Origin of the sequence: Variovorax jilinensis (assembly GCF_030316885.1) — a bacterium.
Classification (GTDB): Bacteria; Pseudomonadota; Gammaproteobacteria; order Burkholderiales; family Burkholderiaceae_C; genus Variovorax; species Variovorax jilinensis.
Genome location: NZ_JASZYQ010000001.1, coordinates 893,103 through 905,826, shown reverse-complemented (window position 1 = coordinate 905,826; position 12,724 = coordinate 893,103). Strand labels below are relative to the sequence as shown.

The 12,724-nt window shown below is 67.7% G+C and carries 16 protein-coding genes; 10 read left to right on the top strand and 6 right to left on the bottom strand.

From position 1 onward, the window contains the following. Positions 1–15: 15 nt before the first annotated feature. Positions 16–816 carry a DUF2092 domain-containing protein gene (locus QTH87_RS04365; protein ID WP_286607194.1) on the top strand — a complete coding sequence of 267 codons (801 nt, stop codon included), beginning with the start codon at positions 16–18 and terminating at the stop codon, positions 814–816. 20 nt (positions 817–836) lie between these two features. Then, positions 837–1,289 (top strand): hypothetical protein, encoded by a 453-nt coding sequence (locus QTH87_RS04360; protein ID WP_286607193.1) that lies wholly within the window; start codon positions 837–839, stop codon positions 1,287–1,289. A 37-nt stretch (positions 1,290–1,326) separates the two neighbouring features. Here the strand turns inward: QTH87_RS04360 and QTH87_RS04355 are convergent, their stop codons facing one another. After that, on the bottom strand, positions 1,327–1,887 hold the full coding sequence (locus QTH87_RS04355) for a hypothetical protein (protein WP_286607191.1): 561 nt from the start codon (positions 1,885–1,887) through the stop codon (positions 1,327–1,329). A gap of 1 nt (position 1,888) precedes the next feature. Beyond that, complete coding sequence (locus QTH87_RS04350) at positions 1,889–3,436, bottom strand: arylsulfatase (protein ID WP_286607189.1); 1,548 nt, start codon at positions 3,434–3,436, stop codon at positions 1,889–1,891. A gap of 170 nt (positions 3,437–3,606) precedes the next feature. Here QTH87_RS04350 and QTH87_RS04345 point away from each other — a divergent pair, with 170 nt between their 5' ends. The 3 genes from QTH87_RS04345 (at position 3,607) to QTH87_RS04335 (ending at position 5,155) form a co-directional block, all read left to right on the top strand. Then, positions 3,607–4,041 carry a YidH family protein gene (locus QTH87_RS04345; RefSeq protein WP_286607187.1) on the top strand — a complete coding sequence of 145 codons (435 nt, stop codon included), beginning with the start codon at positions 3,607–3,609 and terminating at the stop codon, positions 4,039–4,041. A 3-nt stretch (positions 4,042–4,044) separates the two neighbouring features. Further along, positions 4,045–4,440: a hypothetical protein gene (locus QTH87_RS04340; RefSeq protein WP_286607185.1), complete on the top strand. Its 396-nt coding sequence runs from the start codon at positions 4,045–4,047 to the stop codon at positions 4,438–4,440. A 163-nt stretch (positions 4,441–4,603) separates the two neighbouring features. After that, a complete protein-coding gene (locus tag QTH87_RS04335) occupies positions 4,604–5,155 on the top strand; it encodes an OmpA/MotB family protein (protein WP_286607183.1) in 552 nt (183 codons plus the stop codon). 329 nt (positions 5,156–5,484) lie between these two features. On the opposite strand, the gene QTH87_RS04330 is transcribed toward QTH87_RS04335, so the two are convergent. Together QTH87_RS04330 and QTH87_RS04325 are read right to left on the bottom strand one after the other, a co-directional pair. Further along, positions 5,485–7,014 carry a tripartite tricarboxylate transporter permease gene (locus tag QTH87_RS04330; protein ID WP_286608025.1) on the bottom strand — a complete coding sequence of 510 codons (1,530 nt, stop codon included), beginning with the start codon at positions 7,012–7,014 and terminating at the stop codon, positions 5,485–5,487. A gap of 4 nt (positions 7,015–7,018) precedes the next feature. After that, positions 7,019–7,438 (bottom strand): tripartite tricarboxylate transporter TctB family protein, encoded by a 420-nt coding sequence (locus QTH87_RS04325; protein ID WP_286607181.1) that lies wholly within the window; start codon positions 7,436–7,438, stop codon positions 7,019–7,021. A 167-nt stretch (positions 7,439–7,605) separates the two neighbouring features. On the opposite strand from QTH87_RS04325, the gene gltS reads away from it, so the two are divergent. From gltS to QTH87_RS04305, 4 genes are all read left to right on the top strand, one after another. Beyond that, a complete protein-coding gene (gene gltS / locus QTH87_RS04320) occupies positions 7,606–8,820 on the top strand; it encodes a sodium/glutamate symporter (RefSeq protein ID WP_286607179.1) in 1,215 nt (404 codons plus the stop codon). A gap of 138 nt (positions 8,821–8,958) precedes the next feature. Next, positions 8,959–9,231: a hypothetical protein gene (locus QTH87_RS04315; protein WP_286607177.1), complete on the top strand. Its 273-nt coding sequence runs from the start codon at positions 8,959–8,961 to the stop codon at positions 9,229–9,231. A 106-nt stretch (positions 9,232–9,337) separates the two neighbouring features. Further along, a complete protein-coding gene (locus QTH87_RS04310) occupies positions 9,338–9,577 on the top strand; it encodes a hypothetical protein (RefSeq protein WP_286607176.1) in 240 nt (79 codons plus the stop codon). A gap of 96 nt (positions 9,578–9,673) precedes the next feature. Next, complete coding sequence (locus QTH87_RS04305; RefSeq protein WP_286607174.1) at positions 9,674–9,946, top strand: DUF4124 domain-containing protein; 273 nt, start codon at positions 9,674–9,676, stop codon at positions 9,944–9,946. Between the two features lie 6 nt (positions 9,947–9,952). Here QTH87_RS04305 and QTH87_RS04300 read toward each other — a convergent pair whose 3' ends face one another. After that, entirely contained in the window at positions 9,953–10,810 is an 858-nt protein-coding gene (locus tag QTH87_RS04300; protein ID WP_286607171.1) for an oxidoreductase, read from the bottom strand. A 122-nt stretch (positions 10,811–10,932) separates the two neighbouring features. Between QTH87_RS04300 and QTH87_RS04295 the strand changes: the two genes are divergently transcribed. Then, the gene (locus tag QTH87_RS04295) at positions 10,933–11,904 is read left to right on the top strand and encodes a LysR family transcriptional regulator (RefSeq protein ID WP_286607169.1); all 972 of its coding nucleotides are present in this window, start codon (positions 10,933–10,935) and stop codon (positions 11,902–11,904) included. 12 nt (positions 11,905–11,916) lie between these two features. On the opposite strand, the gene QTH87_RS04290 is transcribed toward QTH87_RS04295, so the two are convergent. Continuing rightward, a complete protein-coding gene (locus tag QTH87_RS04290) occupies positions 11,917–12,699 on the bottom strand; it encodes an enoyl-CoA hydratase/isomerase family protein (RefSeq protein WP_286607168.1) in 783 nt (260 codons plus the stop codon). Between the last annotated feature and the right edge of the window lie 25 nt (positions 12,700–12,724).

Here is a 12,724-nt window from a genome sequence, read left to right as displayed (position 1 = left end):
TATGGAGCATCTCCAATGAAACTTCCCCTTCACCGATTCGGCCGCCAGGCCGGGATCACGCTGCTCGTGGCCACCGCGCTGCTGGGCGCCGACCGGATTGCATGGGCACAGGACGCCTCCAAGCCCGCAACCGCCGCCGCTCCCGTGAAGGACGAGCGCGCGCTGGCTCTGCTCAAGGGCATGAGCGACAGGCTCGCGGGTGCCAAGACCCTGAGCTTCAAGGTGCGCGGCATCGTGCCGACGCCCGCGCCCAACGGCCAGTACGTGAGCCTGTTCGCCTCGTCGCGCGTGGTGATGCAGCGGCCCGACAAGCTGTTCGTCGAGGCCCGCGGCGACCTGTTCCCGAGCGACAGCTACTACGACGGCAAGAACGTGACCGTGATCGGCGCCGACCGCAGGTTCTATACACGGCAGGCTGCCGCGGGCAGTGCAGTCGAGGCGCTGATGAAGAGCGTGCAGCCGGGCTCCGACGCCACGGCGCCTTTCCTGGATCTGCTCGTGACCGATCCCTACGCATTCCTCACGAAGGACTTCACCAGCGCCTTCTGGGTCGGGCAGTCGACCGTCGGCGGCGTCAAGACCGAGCACCTGGCCTTCACGGCACCGGGGCTCGACTGGGAGGTCTGGATCGGCTCGGCCGACAGGCTGCCGCGCCTGATGGTCATCTCCTACCGCACGGGCGATCGCCAGCCGACCTTCACGGCCGAGTTCTCGGACTGGAAGCTCGATGCGCCGGTGCCCGCCAAGACCTTCGTCGCCGCGATCCCGCCGGGCGCCGTAAAGCTCGATTTCAAGCCAATGGGTCCCTCCAAGTGACCGCGACCAGGAGCCATGCCATGAAGCATTTCAAGTCCCTCGCCCTCGGCGCCGCCGTCATGGCTGGCGCACTCGTTCCGCTCGCGAACGCCAACGCCTGGGTCGCGGCCGCGGGTGGCTGGCGCGGCGGCGCGGTCGCGGTCGGCGGCTACCACCCCTACTACCGGCCCTCGGGCTGCTATGGCTGCGGCGCCGCCGTGGGCGCGGTCGCGGGCATGGCCGTGGGCGCGGCGATTGCCGATGCAAGCCGGCCCGCCACCGTGGTGGTGCAGCAGCCGGCCGTGATCGTGCAGCCGCCGCCGGCCTACGTGGTCCAGGGCAGCATGCCCATCGGCACCCAGATCGCGGCCCTGCCGGGCGGCGCGCGCAGCATGGTGGTCAACGGCGTCAACTACTACCAGGCCGGACCGACCTGGTACAAGCCGTACTTCGGCTCCAGCGGCGTCTACTACGAGGTGGTGCCGGCACCGTAGCGCCCGGCTCGGGCGGCCCGGCTCGGGCGGCCCGCCCTCAGGCCGGAGGACCGCCGGGCCGCGTTTCGTGGAAGGCGTGGCGATCGGTGAGGAACATCCGCACCAGCCTTCCTTCGCCGAGCGTCTCGGCCAGCATCTCGAATGCAAAGTACGGAATCAGCACCAGCAGCAGCACGAGCACGCCGGCCAGCGTCTCGGGCAGTCGCATGCCGAACAGCTCTGCCATCGACTCGGCCACCGTCATATGGTGGAACCAGCCCGTGACGATCTCCTCGAGCACGGTCAGCACGAACAGCAGCACCAGGAAGGCGAAGGCCTTGTGCAGCGTGGGCCAGATCAGCGGGCTGTTCTTGTTGTGCTCCCCGACCTTGAGCGCCTTGCCCAGCAGCACGAACTTGGCGAGCAGTGCTGCCTTGACGATGGCCACGCCCCAGTAGGCCACGTGCACGCCGTGGTCGTGCAGCACGGCGGCCTTCATGACGTTCACGGCGCCGATCGTGATGAACAGGTAGGCCGTGAGGACGCCGATCTCCAGCGCCTCGTCGATCGCACGACGGCGCCACGGCGGCTTTGGCGGCGGCGCTGCTGCAGGTTCCATCTCAGGTGCCGCTGCCTCGGCTGCCTTCCTGCAGCAGCTGCAGCGCCTTCTCCACGCTCAGCGAGCCCGAGACCTGGCTCGGCGGGTAGTCCTTGAACGTGCCGAGGAAGCGCCCGACGATGCCCACCGCGGGAATCATGGTCCAGAGCTTCTCGCCCCACCAGCGGCCGTACAAGAGGCTTTCGCTCTGGTAACGCTCCCACGGGTCCTGGCGCAGGTTGGTCACGAGCGGCACGTTGGTGGAGTCGGGCTTGCCATTGAAGAGGTTGCCCTCGATGGTCTTGAAGCTCACCTTCCAGGCGTTGTAGCGCAGCGCCATCAGGTCGGCGTTGTCGCTGAAGTAGAAGAACTCGTGGCGCGGGCCCGGGCCCTGGCAACCGCCCTGGAAGAAGGGCTTGAAGTTGTAGCCGTCGAGATGGTTCTTGAAGGTCTTCTCGCCGGCCTTGTAGCCGGTCAGGAGCTTCTCCTTGACCTCGGGCTCGCCGGCTGCGGCGACCAGCGTCGGCAGCCAGTCCTCGGCCGCCATGATCTCGTTGACGATGGTGCCGGGCTCGATCACGCCGGGCCACTTGGCCAGCATCGGGACGCGGAAGCCGCCCTCGAACACGGTGCCCTTCTCGCCGCGGAACGGATGGTTGCCGCCATCGGGCCAGCTGAAGATCTCGGCGCCGTTGTCGCTCGTGAACATCACGATCGTGTTGTCGGCGATGCCCTCGTCATCGAGCTTCTTCAGGATCTCGCCGACGATCCAGTCGAGCTCCATCATCGCGTCGGCATAGAGGCCGAAGCCGCTCTTGTCCTTCCATTTCTCGGACAGGTGGGTCCAGACGTGGCAGCGCGTGGAGTTGTGCCACAGGAAGAAGGGCTTGTCGGCCTTCACCGAGCGATCGATGAAGTCGAGCGAGCGGCGCACCAGCTCGGCGTCAACGTCCTCCATGTTGAACTTGGCCGCCGGGTCCATGCCCGGATGCGGCGGCAGCGGGCCGCAGTCGTTGATCTTCTGCTTGCCGACGCGGCCCCAGCGCGGCTCTTCGGTCGGGTCGTCCACGTCGGTGGCGAAGGACTCGATGACGTTGCGCGGGCCGAACTGCTCGTGGAAGCCCGGCACCTTCGGATACTCGCCGTCGTAGGGCTCTTCCATCGCGTTGAGGTGGTACAGGATGCCGTAGAACTCGTCGAAGCCATGCACGGTGGGCAGGTATTCGTTGCGGTCGCCCAGGTGGTTCTTGCCGATCTGCGCAGTGGCGTAGCCGAGCGGCTTGAGCAGCTCGGCGATGGTCGGGTCCTTGTCCTGCAGGCCCTGCTTGGCGGCGGGCATGCCGACCTTGAGCAGGCCGGTGCGGAACGGCGTCTGTCCGAGGATGAAGGCGGCCCGGCCCGCGGTGCACGACTGCTGGCCGTAGTAGTCGGTGAACAGCGCGCCCTCCTTCGCGAGGCGGTCGATGTTGGGCGTGCTGCCGCCCATCATGCCGCGGTGGTAGGCGCTCAGGTTCCAGATGCCGACGTCGTCGGCCATGATCATGATGATGTTGGGGGCTTTCGCAGCCATGGGCTTCTCTCCGGGGTTGGGTCCAGTTGCGCCACCCATCCTGACAGCCGTGGCCAGCGCTGCAAATAGGGCCAACGGGCAAGGCGATTGCCCTAAAGGGCAACCGGTGTCGTTTCTCGCTCCGATGCATGGACGCCGGCGTTCGCGCCATGCATAGTGGTGGACAGACCATGAACCCTGCGACTTCCCCTTCCCCGACCGGCTCCGAGCCGCCGCACCCCAAGACCTCCGACGAGCTGGCGCAGATCCGCACCGACCTCGCGGTCGAACGCACGCTGATGGCCGCCGACCGCTCGCTCATGGCCTGGGTACGCACGGGCCTGTCGATGATCAGCTTCGGCTTCACGATCTACAAGTTGCTCGAGGCCTTCCAGCAGCAGGGCGGCCAGCTCCACAACCTCAACACGGCACGCAACGTCGGCCTGTTCCTGACCGGGCTCGGCACGGTCAGCATCGTCGTCGGCACGATCGAATACTGGGCCCGGCTCAAGGCGCTCAACCGGAGCCGGCAATTCCGCCTGGCCCAGCCCTCGCTCGTGATCGCGCTGATCATGTCGGTGGCGGGCCTGGTGATGTTCTTCAGCATCCTGCGCCGCGTCATCTGAGCCATGGAAATCTTCGAGCCCTTCGTGCGCACCTGGGCCGACATCACGAGCGGCCGCCACGTGCCGCTGGCCTTCAGGTTCGTGCTGCAGCCTTGCGTCGCGGCCTTCTTCGCCTGGCGCGCCGGACTCGCTGACGCCCGCGCCGGTCGGCCCTACTATTTCTGGGCCCTGGTCAGCGACCCGGCCCATCGCCGCCGGCTGCTGCGCGAAGGCTGGCGCCAGATCGGCAAGGTGTTCCTGGTCGCGCTGCTCGCCGATGCCATCTACCAGGCGATCGAGCTGCACTGGTTCTATCCGTTCCAGGCCCTCATGATCGCAATGCTGCTGGCCGTGCTGCCCTACCTGGTATTCCGCAGCATCGTCAACCGGATCCTGCACGGCCGTTGGCACGGCCGCTGAAGACCACGGCGTGCGCGTCTGCGCCACGCGCGTCTCGTTGCGATGGACTGCCCTTTCGGGCAGCCGGCTTGCCCCCCTCCCCGATTCCCTTCGCAGGACGGCAGGCTCAAGATGGCCTCGCCAAACGCGGTCTCAACGTCTCATTCAACGCAAAGGATCCATCATGAAACTCAACAAGCTCGCCATCGCGCTGTGCGCGCTCGTCCTCGCGACCGGATGCGTCACCAAGGGCACCTACAACACCGAGGTCCAGAAGGCGAACAACTACGCTGCGCTCAACACGCAACTGACGAGCGAACTGAGTGCCGACCAGGCCCAGATCACGCAACTGCAGAACGAGCTCAAGGTGACGCTGGTCAACGAGATCCTGTTCCCCGAGGGCGGCTGGCGCCTGAGCCCCAAGGGCGAAGCGACGCTCACGAAGATCGCGCCGACGCTCGCCAACCTGCCGGGCCAGCAGATCATCGTCCAGGGCTTCACGGACAACGAGCCGATCGGGCCCGAGCTGCGGCGCCGGTTCCCGTCCAATCTCGAGCTGTCGTCCGCGCGCGCCGACGACGTCGTGCGCTATCTCACGGCCAAGGGCGTGCCGGCCGCGACCATCTCGGCCCAGGGCTTCGGCGAAGCGCGCCCCGTGGCCAGCAACGCGACGCCGCAGGGCAAGGCCAAGAACCGCCGCGTCGAGATCGTGATCTCGGCGGCCAGCCGTCCCTGATCCGATGACATCGTCCAAGGCGCTGCAGCTCGGCCGGGACCATGTCGAACAGTTCCCGGTCGCGATGCGCCATCGGAGGGGTCTTGAACTGCTCCGCGTAGCGCAGATCGGGTAGCTGGGGGAACCGCCGGTCGCCCGAAGCGGCATGACCCACCCGGACAGGCAAAAAAAAGTTGCCCGAAGTTCTCCCTGCTTACTGGGGAAAACTTTGGGGACAACCGCCATGAATGGGCGGGAAATCGTTGCCTGGCGCGGCTTCCGACACGGTGCCTCCCAAAGCAGCAGCCGCCTTCGTCCGGGAAGATCGCGGTTGCGGATGTGTTATGCGTTCACTCCGCCAACGCCACGGGTTCCGGCGCCGGCGATGCGCCGAGCGAGCGCCGCTTGTGGGCCCTGAACACGAAGGCCACCACCTGCCAGGTGATGAAGACGGCGATCAGCGCCATCAGGCTGCCGCTGATCGGCCGCGAGAAGAAGATTCCGAAGCTGCCGCGGCTCAGGAGCAGCGCGCGGCGGAAGTTCTCCTCGAGCATCGGCCCGAGGATGAAGCCCAGCATCAATGGCGCGGCATCGAGTTCGAGCTTCATGAACATGTAGCCCAGGAAGCCGAAGGCCGCCGTGATGTAGATGTCCTCCATGTTGTTGTTGACGCTGTAGGTGCCGATGCAGCAGAAGAACAGGATCGACGGGAACAGCACGCTGTAGGGGATCTTGAACACCGACAGCCAGTAGCGCACCAGCGGCACGTTGAGCACCAGCAGGAACACGTTGCCGATCCACATGCTCGCGACCAGCCCCCAGAACAATTCGGGGTGGCTCGCGATCATGTTCGGCCCCGGCTGGATGCCCTTGATGATGAAGGCGGCGAGCATCAGCGCCATGACCGCGTTCTCGGGGATGCCGATGCTCATCAGCGGAATGAAGCTGGTGCGCGCGGCCGCCTCGTCGGCTGCGGCCTGGCCCGCCACGCCCTCGATCACGCCGCTGCCGATCTCGTCCTTGTACTTGCTGACCTTCTTGTCGAGCGCGTAGGCCGCGAACTGCGCGATCGTCGGTCCACCGCCGGGCAGGATGCCCAGGAAGGAACCCACCACGCTGCCGCGCAGCGCGCTCGGGATGATGCGCTTGAACTCGGACCAGGTCGGGATCAGGTTGATCTTGCCGTTGAAGGGCGAGCGCTCCTCGCGCGAGTCGAGGTTCTTCGTGATCTCGGCGATGCCGAAGCAGCCCAGCGCGATGCTCACGATGCCGACGCCGTCGGCCAGGAAGGGCAGGTCCATCGTGAAGCGCTGCGCGCCGCTGTTGACGTCGGTGCCGATGGTGCCGAGCAGCACGCCGATCATGCACATCGCCAGGCCGTTGAGCAGGCTGCCGGTGGTCACGAAGCTCACGCAGACGAAGCCCACGAGCATCATCGCCACGTAGTCGGCCGGACCGAACAGGAAGGCCACCTCGCCGAGCGACGGCGCCAGGAACGAGAGCACCAGGATCGCCACCGTGCCGCCGATGAAGCTCGAGAAGCCCGCCGTGAACAGCGCCAGCCCCGTCTGCCCCTTGAGCGTCATCTGGTAGCCGTCGATGCAGGCCACGATGCTGCTCGCATGCGGGATCTTCATCGTGATCGCGCTCACGCTGTCGCCGTACTGCGCGCCGTAGTAGATGCCGGCCAGCATGATCAGCGCGCCGGTGGTCGGGATCGAGTAGGTCAGCGGCAGCAGCAGGCTGATGGTGGCGAGCGGGCCCAGGCCGGGCAGCAGGCCGACCAGCGTGCCCACCGTGCAGCCGATGGCGCAGAACATGAGGTTCTGCAGGGTCAGGGCGTGCGAGAAGCCGAACGCCAGGTTGTTGAGGACGTCCAACATCTCAGTAGAGCGGCAGGTTGAGGCCGAGGAGTTTCTGCAGGGCCAGGGCCATGAGCAGCAGGCCGGCGCAGATCTTGACGTTGCGCCACCACGAGTAGGAGCTCCCCGCCAGCGTCGAGAAGAACACCATGAAGACGATCCCGAGGACCATGTTCAGGTAGGTCGAGATCAGCGCCAGGCCGCACAGGCTGCCGAGGATGATCGCGATGTTCCGGAGATTGATGTCGAGCCGCACGCGCTCCACGTAGAAGGAACGGATCACGGTCGAGACGCCGATGATCAGCAGGAAGCCGCTGATCAGCGCTGGAAACAGGCCCGGGCCCGCGCGGCTGAAATCGCCTATCGGATAGCGCAGCGCCGTCAGCCCGAAGGCCAGCGATATCGCCACGAGGAAGAAGCCTCTGACTAGATTTCGGTTCATTTGCGGGGACGCGGTGTCGCCTGTGGTGTTGTCGAACCGTGCGATGGTCTGGCGGCGTCGCTGATGGGAATCTGACGATCCGGCGAGTGAAATTACGTATCGGGTTTCCCCGAGTTGCCTGCGCGCGCGGCTATGCTCGGGGCCCGCAGACCACCGGACCGCCCGCCTTGCAGCACGATCTCCATCTCGATGCCTACGTCAGCTTCACGCTGGCCATCCTGCTGCTGTTCGTGGGCAAGGCCTGCACGCGCCGCTTCGAGGTGCTGCGCCGCTACAGCATCCCCGAGCCCGTGATCGGCGGCCTGGCATGCATCGCGGTGGTCAGCACGCTGTACCTGGTGTTCGGCCTCAAGCTGGACTTCCAGCTCGGCGCGCGCGACGTGCTGCTGCTCTACTTCTTTGCCGCGATCGGTCTCGGCTCGGACATCCGCACGCTGGCGAAGGGCGGGCGGCCGCTGGTGATCCTTGCCGTGGTCGCCAGCGTGTTCATGGTCATGCAGAACCTGCTCGGCATGGGCGTGGCGCGCAGCTTCGGGCTCGACGAGCGCGCAGGACTGCTGGTGGGCTCGATCTCGCTCACGGGCGGGGTCGGCACCACGCTGGCATGGGCACCGCATTTCGTGAAGGACCTCGGCATCCTCAATGCCGAGGCCATCGGCCTGGCCGCCAACATGGCGGGCCTGATCGCCGCCTGCGCGATCGGCGGCCCGATCGCCACCTGGCTGATGCGCCGACACCGCCTGGCCTCGTCGACCGATGGCGCGCTCGAGATCAGCGTTCGCCACGAGGACGAGTCGCATGCGCGGCTCGACTACCACAGCGTGCTGCTGGCACTGCTGTGGCTCAACCTCGCGCTGATCCTGGGCCGCGGCGTGAGCAGCGCGATCGCGATGACCGGCCTGCGCCTGCCCGACTTCGTGGGTAGCCTGATCGCCGGCATCGTGCTGCGCAACGTCAGCGCCCGATTCACCAAGCAGCGCGGCCAGCTGTGGCACTGGGACCGCATGCGTCCGGGCGTGGCGCTGATCTCGGACGTCTGTCTCGGCGTCTTCCTGACCATGGCCCTGATGGGCCTGCAGGTCTGGCAGATGAACGGCGTGGCGCTCTTCGTGCTGACCGCGGCGGCCCTGCAGATCCTGATGGCGATCGCCTTCACGGTCTTCGTGGTCTATTACGTCATGGGGCGCGACTACGAGTCGGCCGTGATCTGCGCCGGCTTCGGAGGCATCGCGCTGGGCTCGACCGCCACCGCCATCGCGAACATGACCGCAGTCACGCGCGAGCACGGCGCCGCGCCGCGCGCCTTCATCGTGGTGCCGCTGGTCTGCGGCTTCTTCATCGATCTCGTGAACGCACTCGTGATCGGCTTCATGGGCCGCTGAGGGATCAGTGACAGCGCCGGCGCGCGGTCGCACAATCGCGCTCGCGGCGTCGGTTCTGGCATCTGCTGCAGGCCCGGCGTGACGCCCCGCCAACCTGAAGATGCACGGTTTCCGTGCCCATCCGGAAAGGATGATCCCGTGACCTCACTCGAAGCATTGAGCGCGAAGGCCGGCCTGCTGGCCGCTTCGGCCGCGGTGGCCCTGCTCGGCCTGGTCCCGCTGGAAGCCGGCGCCGTCGCCTGCGCCAAGGGCGTCTACCGGGCCGGCTGCGTCGGCCCGAACGGCGCCGCGGTCGTGGCGCGCCCCCCGCCGCCGCCGCCACCGGTGTACCGCGGCGGCGTCAAGTGCGTCGACGGCGTGTACCGCGCCGGCTGCGCAGGACCCAGGGGCGCCGCGGTGGTCCGCAAGTAGCAACGCAACGGCGCCGCGCCACGCACCGGCTGCGAACGGCCGCGCCGGGCGAAGCGCGCACGGGACTTGCGTATGCGAGTGCAACCCTTGCTCGAAAGGAGCGCTCATGCCGATGGAGCTTCTGCGCCGGATTGCCGGACGACGACTGCCCTACACCCTCTACGCGGCCGCCGACATCGACCGCTTGCGTGCGTTGCGCACCGCCGGCCTGGTCACGGCCTGGGTGCCTCCGCCGGCCGAACAGATGCAGGCCGGCGGTGATCCCGACAGCCCGGCCCAGGTGCTCGCGATCACACCGAAGGGGCGCAAGGTCCTGGCCGGCGAGCTCGGCGATCCGGGCCTCTAGCAAAGGCCTCGCCGCTTGCGCCCGCGCGGCGCTGGACGCCGGAAACCGGACGCCGTAACATGCGGCATCATGAATACCTTTCGCTTACTTTCTTGCATGGCCCTGCTGGGCCTCATGACCGCCGCGAACGCCGAGCAGCGGCTCATCCAGTGCAAGGACGAGCGCGGCCGCGTGACGATGAGCGACCGCGGCTGCGATGCGCCCACCGTGGGCCAGCATCCCGGCAAACCGGTGACCGAGAGCTCGCTCGATCGACTCGAGGCGCCGGACATCTTCAGGGCCAGGGCCAAGGTGCGCGAGGGCGACACCGCGATGCCGCCCGCCGCCGAAAGCCGTACCGGCCCGTCGAAGCCGACACAGACCTACTAGGACCTGTCAGCGCATCGGGAAGTCCGTCGATGCGGCGAGCGCCTGCCACGCCGCGGTTTCCTGTTCCACGAAGGCATGCTTGCTGTGGATCACCGCGAGCGCGTCGGTGCCGAGCGGCAGCCGCAGCGGCGGCACCGGCGCCTCCACCAGCGTGATCAGCGCCTGCGCGAGCCGCACCGGGTCTCCGGGCTGGTTGTGGCTGATCTGCCTTGCGGCCTCGCGCACGCGGCCAGCGCTCTCGGCGTAGTCCTCGATCTCGAGCGGCGAGATGCCCAGCGAGCTGCCGTCGAGAAAGTCGGTGCGGAAGTAGCCGGGCTCGACCACGGTGGCGTGGATGCCGAGCGGTGCCAGTTCGGCATGCAGGCCCTCGGTCAGGCCCTCGACCGCGAACTTGGTCGAGCAATAGACGCCGAAGCCCGGCCCCGACTGATAGCCGCCCAACGACGAGATGTTGACCACGTGGCCGCTGCGCCGCGCGCGCATCGACGGCAGCACCGCGCGCGTGACGTTGAGCAGGCCGAAGACGTTGGTCTCGTAGAGCCTGCGCACCTCGTCGGCCGTGGCCTCCTCGATCGCTCCGAGCAGACCGAAGCCGGCGTTGTTGACCAGCACGTCGATGCGGCCGAAGCGCGCGATCGCGGCCCGCGCAGCGTCGGCAGCCTGAGACTCGTTCGTGACATCGAGAGAAACAGCCAACAACGCCGGACTTTCGCCGAAGCGCCCGGTGAGCGAGGCGGCATCGCGCGCCGTCGCGACCACGGCATCGCCGTGGGCCAGCGCGGCCTCGACGATGCGTGCGCCGATGCCGCGCGAGGCGCCGGTGACGAACCAGACGCGCTTGAATTCGGAAGAAGGGGTGACCATGGTGATTCCTTTCGGGAGAGGTGGATGAATGCGTTGCGGTGAGGGCAATGTAGGTTTCCGATTGATAAGCAACTAGCCCACAATCCAATGCTTCATTCACAAGCCGATCGTGATAATCCTTCATGGCATTCAACGAACTGCGCGCCATCTCCACCTTCATCCAGGCTGCCGAGCTCGGCAGCCTGCGCCAGGCCGCCGCGGCCCAGGCCATCACGCCGCAGGCCGCGAGCCAGGCCCTGGGCCAGCTCGAAGCGCACCTGGGCGTGCGGCTCTTCCACCGCACCACGCGGCGCCTGAGCCTGACCGAGGAAGGCGGTCGCTTCCTCGAGGCCGCGCAACCGGGCCTGGCTTCCCTGCAGCGCGCGCTGCACGGCGCGCGGCGCGGGCGCGAGGAGATCGCTGGGCCGCTGCGCATCGTCGCGCCGCGCGCCACCATGCTGCAGGTGCTGTGGCCTCTGCTCGAGGAGTTCTGCCGCCTGCATCCGCAGGTGGAGCCCGACGTCCAGCTCGACGACCGCATCGGGAACTGGGTCGAGGACCGGGTCGACATCGGATTCCGGGTCGGCATCGCGCCCGAGGAAGGCCTGATCGCGCGCCGCCTGATGCCGGTGCAGCTGGTGGTCTGCGCCGCGCCGGCCTACCTCGCGCGCCACGGCGCCCCGGCCACCATCGATGACCTGGCCCGGCACCGCTGCAGCTGCTTTCGGCACCCGACCAGCGGCCGCGTGATGCCGTGGGAGTTCAAGGTCGGCGAAGAGACCGTGCAACGCAACGTTGCGCCCGCGCTGTGCACCAACGATGTCGACCTCGAGGCCCGCGCCGTGGTGGCGGGCCAGGTCGTCGGACAGCTGGTCGGCGCGACCGCGGCACCGCTGGTGCGCTCGGGCCAGGTGGTGCCCCTGCTGGTCGAGCACGTGACGGACCACCTGGGGCTCTACGTCTACTACGGCAGTCGCGTCGGGCAGCCCGCGCGCGTGCGAGCCTTCATCGACCTGGCGGCCGAGCGACTTGCCGACAACGACGAGTTCCGGCTGACCGCGCAGGACCTCCGGCCGGTGCCGAAGCCAAGGGCGAGGCGCCGCGCGCGGCCCTGAGGGGCGGATGCCTCAGCGCCCGGTCCACGTGGGCCTGCGCTTCTCGTTGAACGACGCCAGGCCTTCCCTGGCGTCCTCGGTCATCGCGAGCAGTGCGATCTGGCTCTCGGTGTAGGCGATGCCTTCGTCGAAGGACATGGCCTCGAGCGCTCGCATCGCGTACTTGCCACGCCGGATCGCGGTCGGCGACTTGCCGGCCAGCCGGTCGATCAGCCACTGGGTCTTGGCGTCGAGTTCGGACGCCGGCACCACGTGGTTGAGCAGGCCGTGCAGCTTGGCTTCGGCGGCGTCGAAGGGCTCGCCCGTGAGGCACCATTCGCGCACGACGCGGCGCGGCGCGATGCGCTGCAGCAGGCTCAGCACCTGCATCGGAAAGAGCCCGATCTTCACCTCGGGCAGGCCGAACTGGACGTGATCGGCGGCGACCGCCATGTCGGTCATGCACAGCAGGCCGAGGCCGCCCGCCATGCACACGCCGTTGATGCGCGCGATGCTCGGCAAGGTCGAATCCTGCGCCTCGCGCAGCATGTCGGCGTAGTCGATGTTGGGCCGCGACAGATCGAACGCGAAGCCCGCGCCCGGCTGCAGGTCGCCACCCGCGCAGAAGGCCTTGTCGCCCGCCGCGGTCAGCACGATCACCCGGATCTGCGGATCCGCGTGCGCCTGCCGGTAGCCTTCGCGAATGCCCGCGATCACGTCCTTGTTGATCGCGTTGCGCTTGTCGGGGCGGTTGATCGTGACCCAGAAGGCGTGGTCGCGCCTCTCGTGGAGAACGGCGTCGGTGGGGTCGGTCATGAGTCTCCTTCGGCTGCTGGGTCGT

Excerpts from the sequence above, each read along its gene's own strand:
- QTH87_RS04365 (WP_286607194.1), top strand. The coding sequence starts at position 16 with ATGAAACTTCCCCTTCACCGATTCGGCCGCCAGGCCGGGATCACGCTG.
- QTH87_RS04360 (WP_286607193.1), top strand. The coding sequence starts at position 837 with ATGAAGCATTTCAAGTCCCTCGCCCTCGGCGCCGCCGTCATGGCTGGC.
- QTH87_RS04355 (WP_286607191.1), bottom strand. The coding sequence starts at position 1,887 with ATGGAACCTGCAGCAGCGCCGCCGCCAAAGCCGCCGTGGCGCCGTCGT.
- QTH87_RS04350 (WP_286607189.1), bottom strand. The coding sequence starts at position 3,436 with ATGGCTGCGAAAGCCCCCAACATCATCATGATCATGGCCGACGACGTC.
- QTH87_RS04345 (WP_286607187.1), top strand. The coding sequence starts at position 3,607 with ATGAACCCTGCGACTTCCCCTTCCCCGACCGGCTCCGAGCCGCCGCAC.
- QTH87_RS04340 (WP_286607185.1), top strand. The coding sequence starts at position 4,045 with ATGGAAATCTTCGAGCCCTTCGTGCGCACCTGGGCCGACATCACGAGC.
- QTH87_RS04335 (WP_286607183.1), top strand. The coding sequence starts at position 4,604 with ATGAAACTCAACAAGCTCGCCATCGCGCTGTGCGCGCTCGTCCTCGCG.
- QTH87_RS04325 (WP_286607181.1), bottom strand. The coding sequence starts at position 7,438 with ATGAACCGAAATCTAGTCAGAGGCTTCTTCCTCGTGGCGATATCGCTG.
- QTH87_RS04310 (WP_286607176.1), top strand. The coding sequence starts at position 9,338 with ATGCCGATGGAGCTTCTGCGCCGGATTGCCGGACGACGACTGCCCTAC.
- QTH87_RS04305 (WP_286607174.1), top strand. The coding sequence starts at position 9,674 with ATGGCCCTGCTGGGCCTCATGACCGCCGCGAACGCCGAGCAGCGGCTC.
- QTH87_RS04300 (WP_286607171.1), bottom strand. The coding sequence starts at position 10,810 with ATGGTCACCCCTTCTTCCGAATTCAAGCGCGTCTGGTTCGTCACCGGC.
- QTH87_RS04295 (WP_286607169.1), top strand. The coding sequence starts at position 10,933 with ATGGCATTCAACGAACTGCGCGCCATCTCCACCTTCATCCAGGCTGCC.
- QTH87_RS04290 (WP_286607168.1), bottom strand. The coding sequence starts at position 12,699 with ATGACCGACCCCACCGACGCCGTTCTCCACGAGAGGCGCGACCACGCC.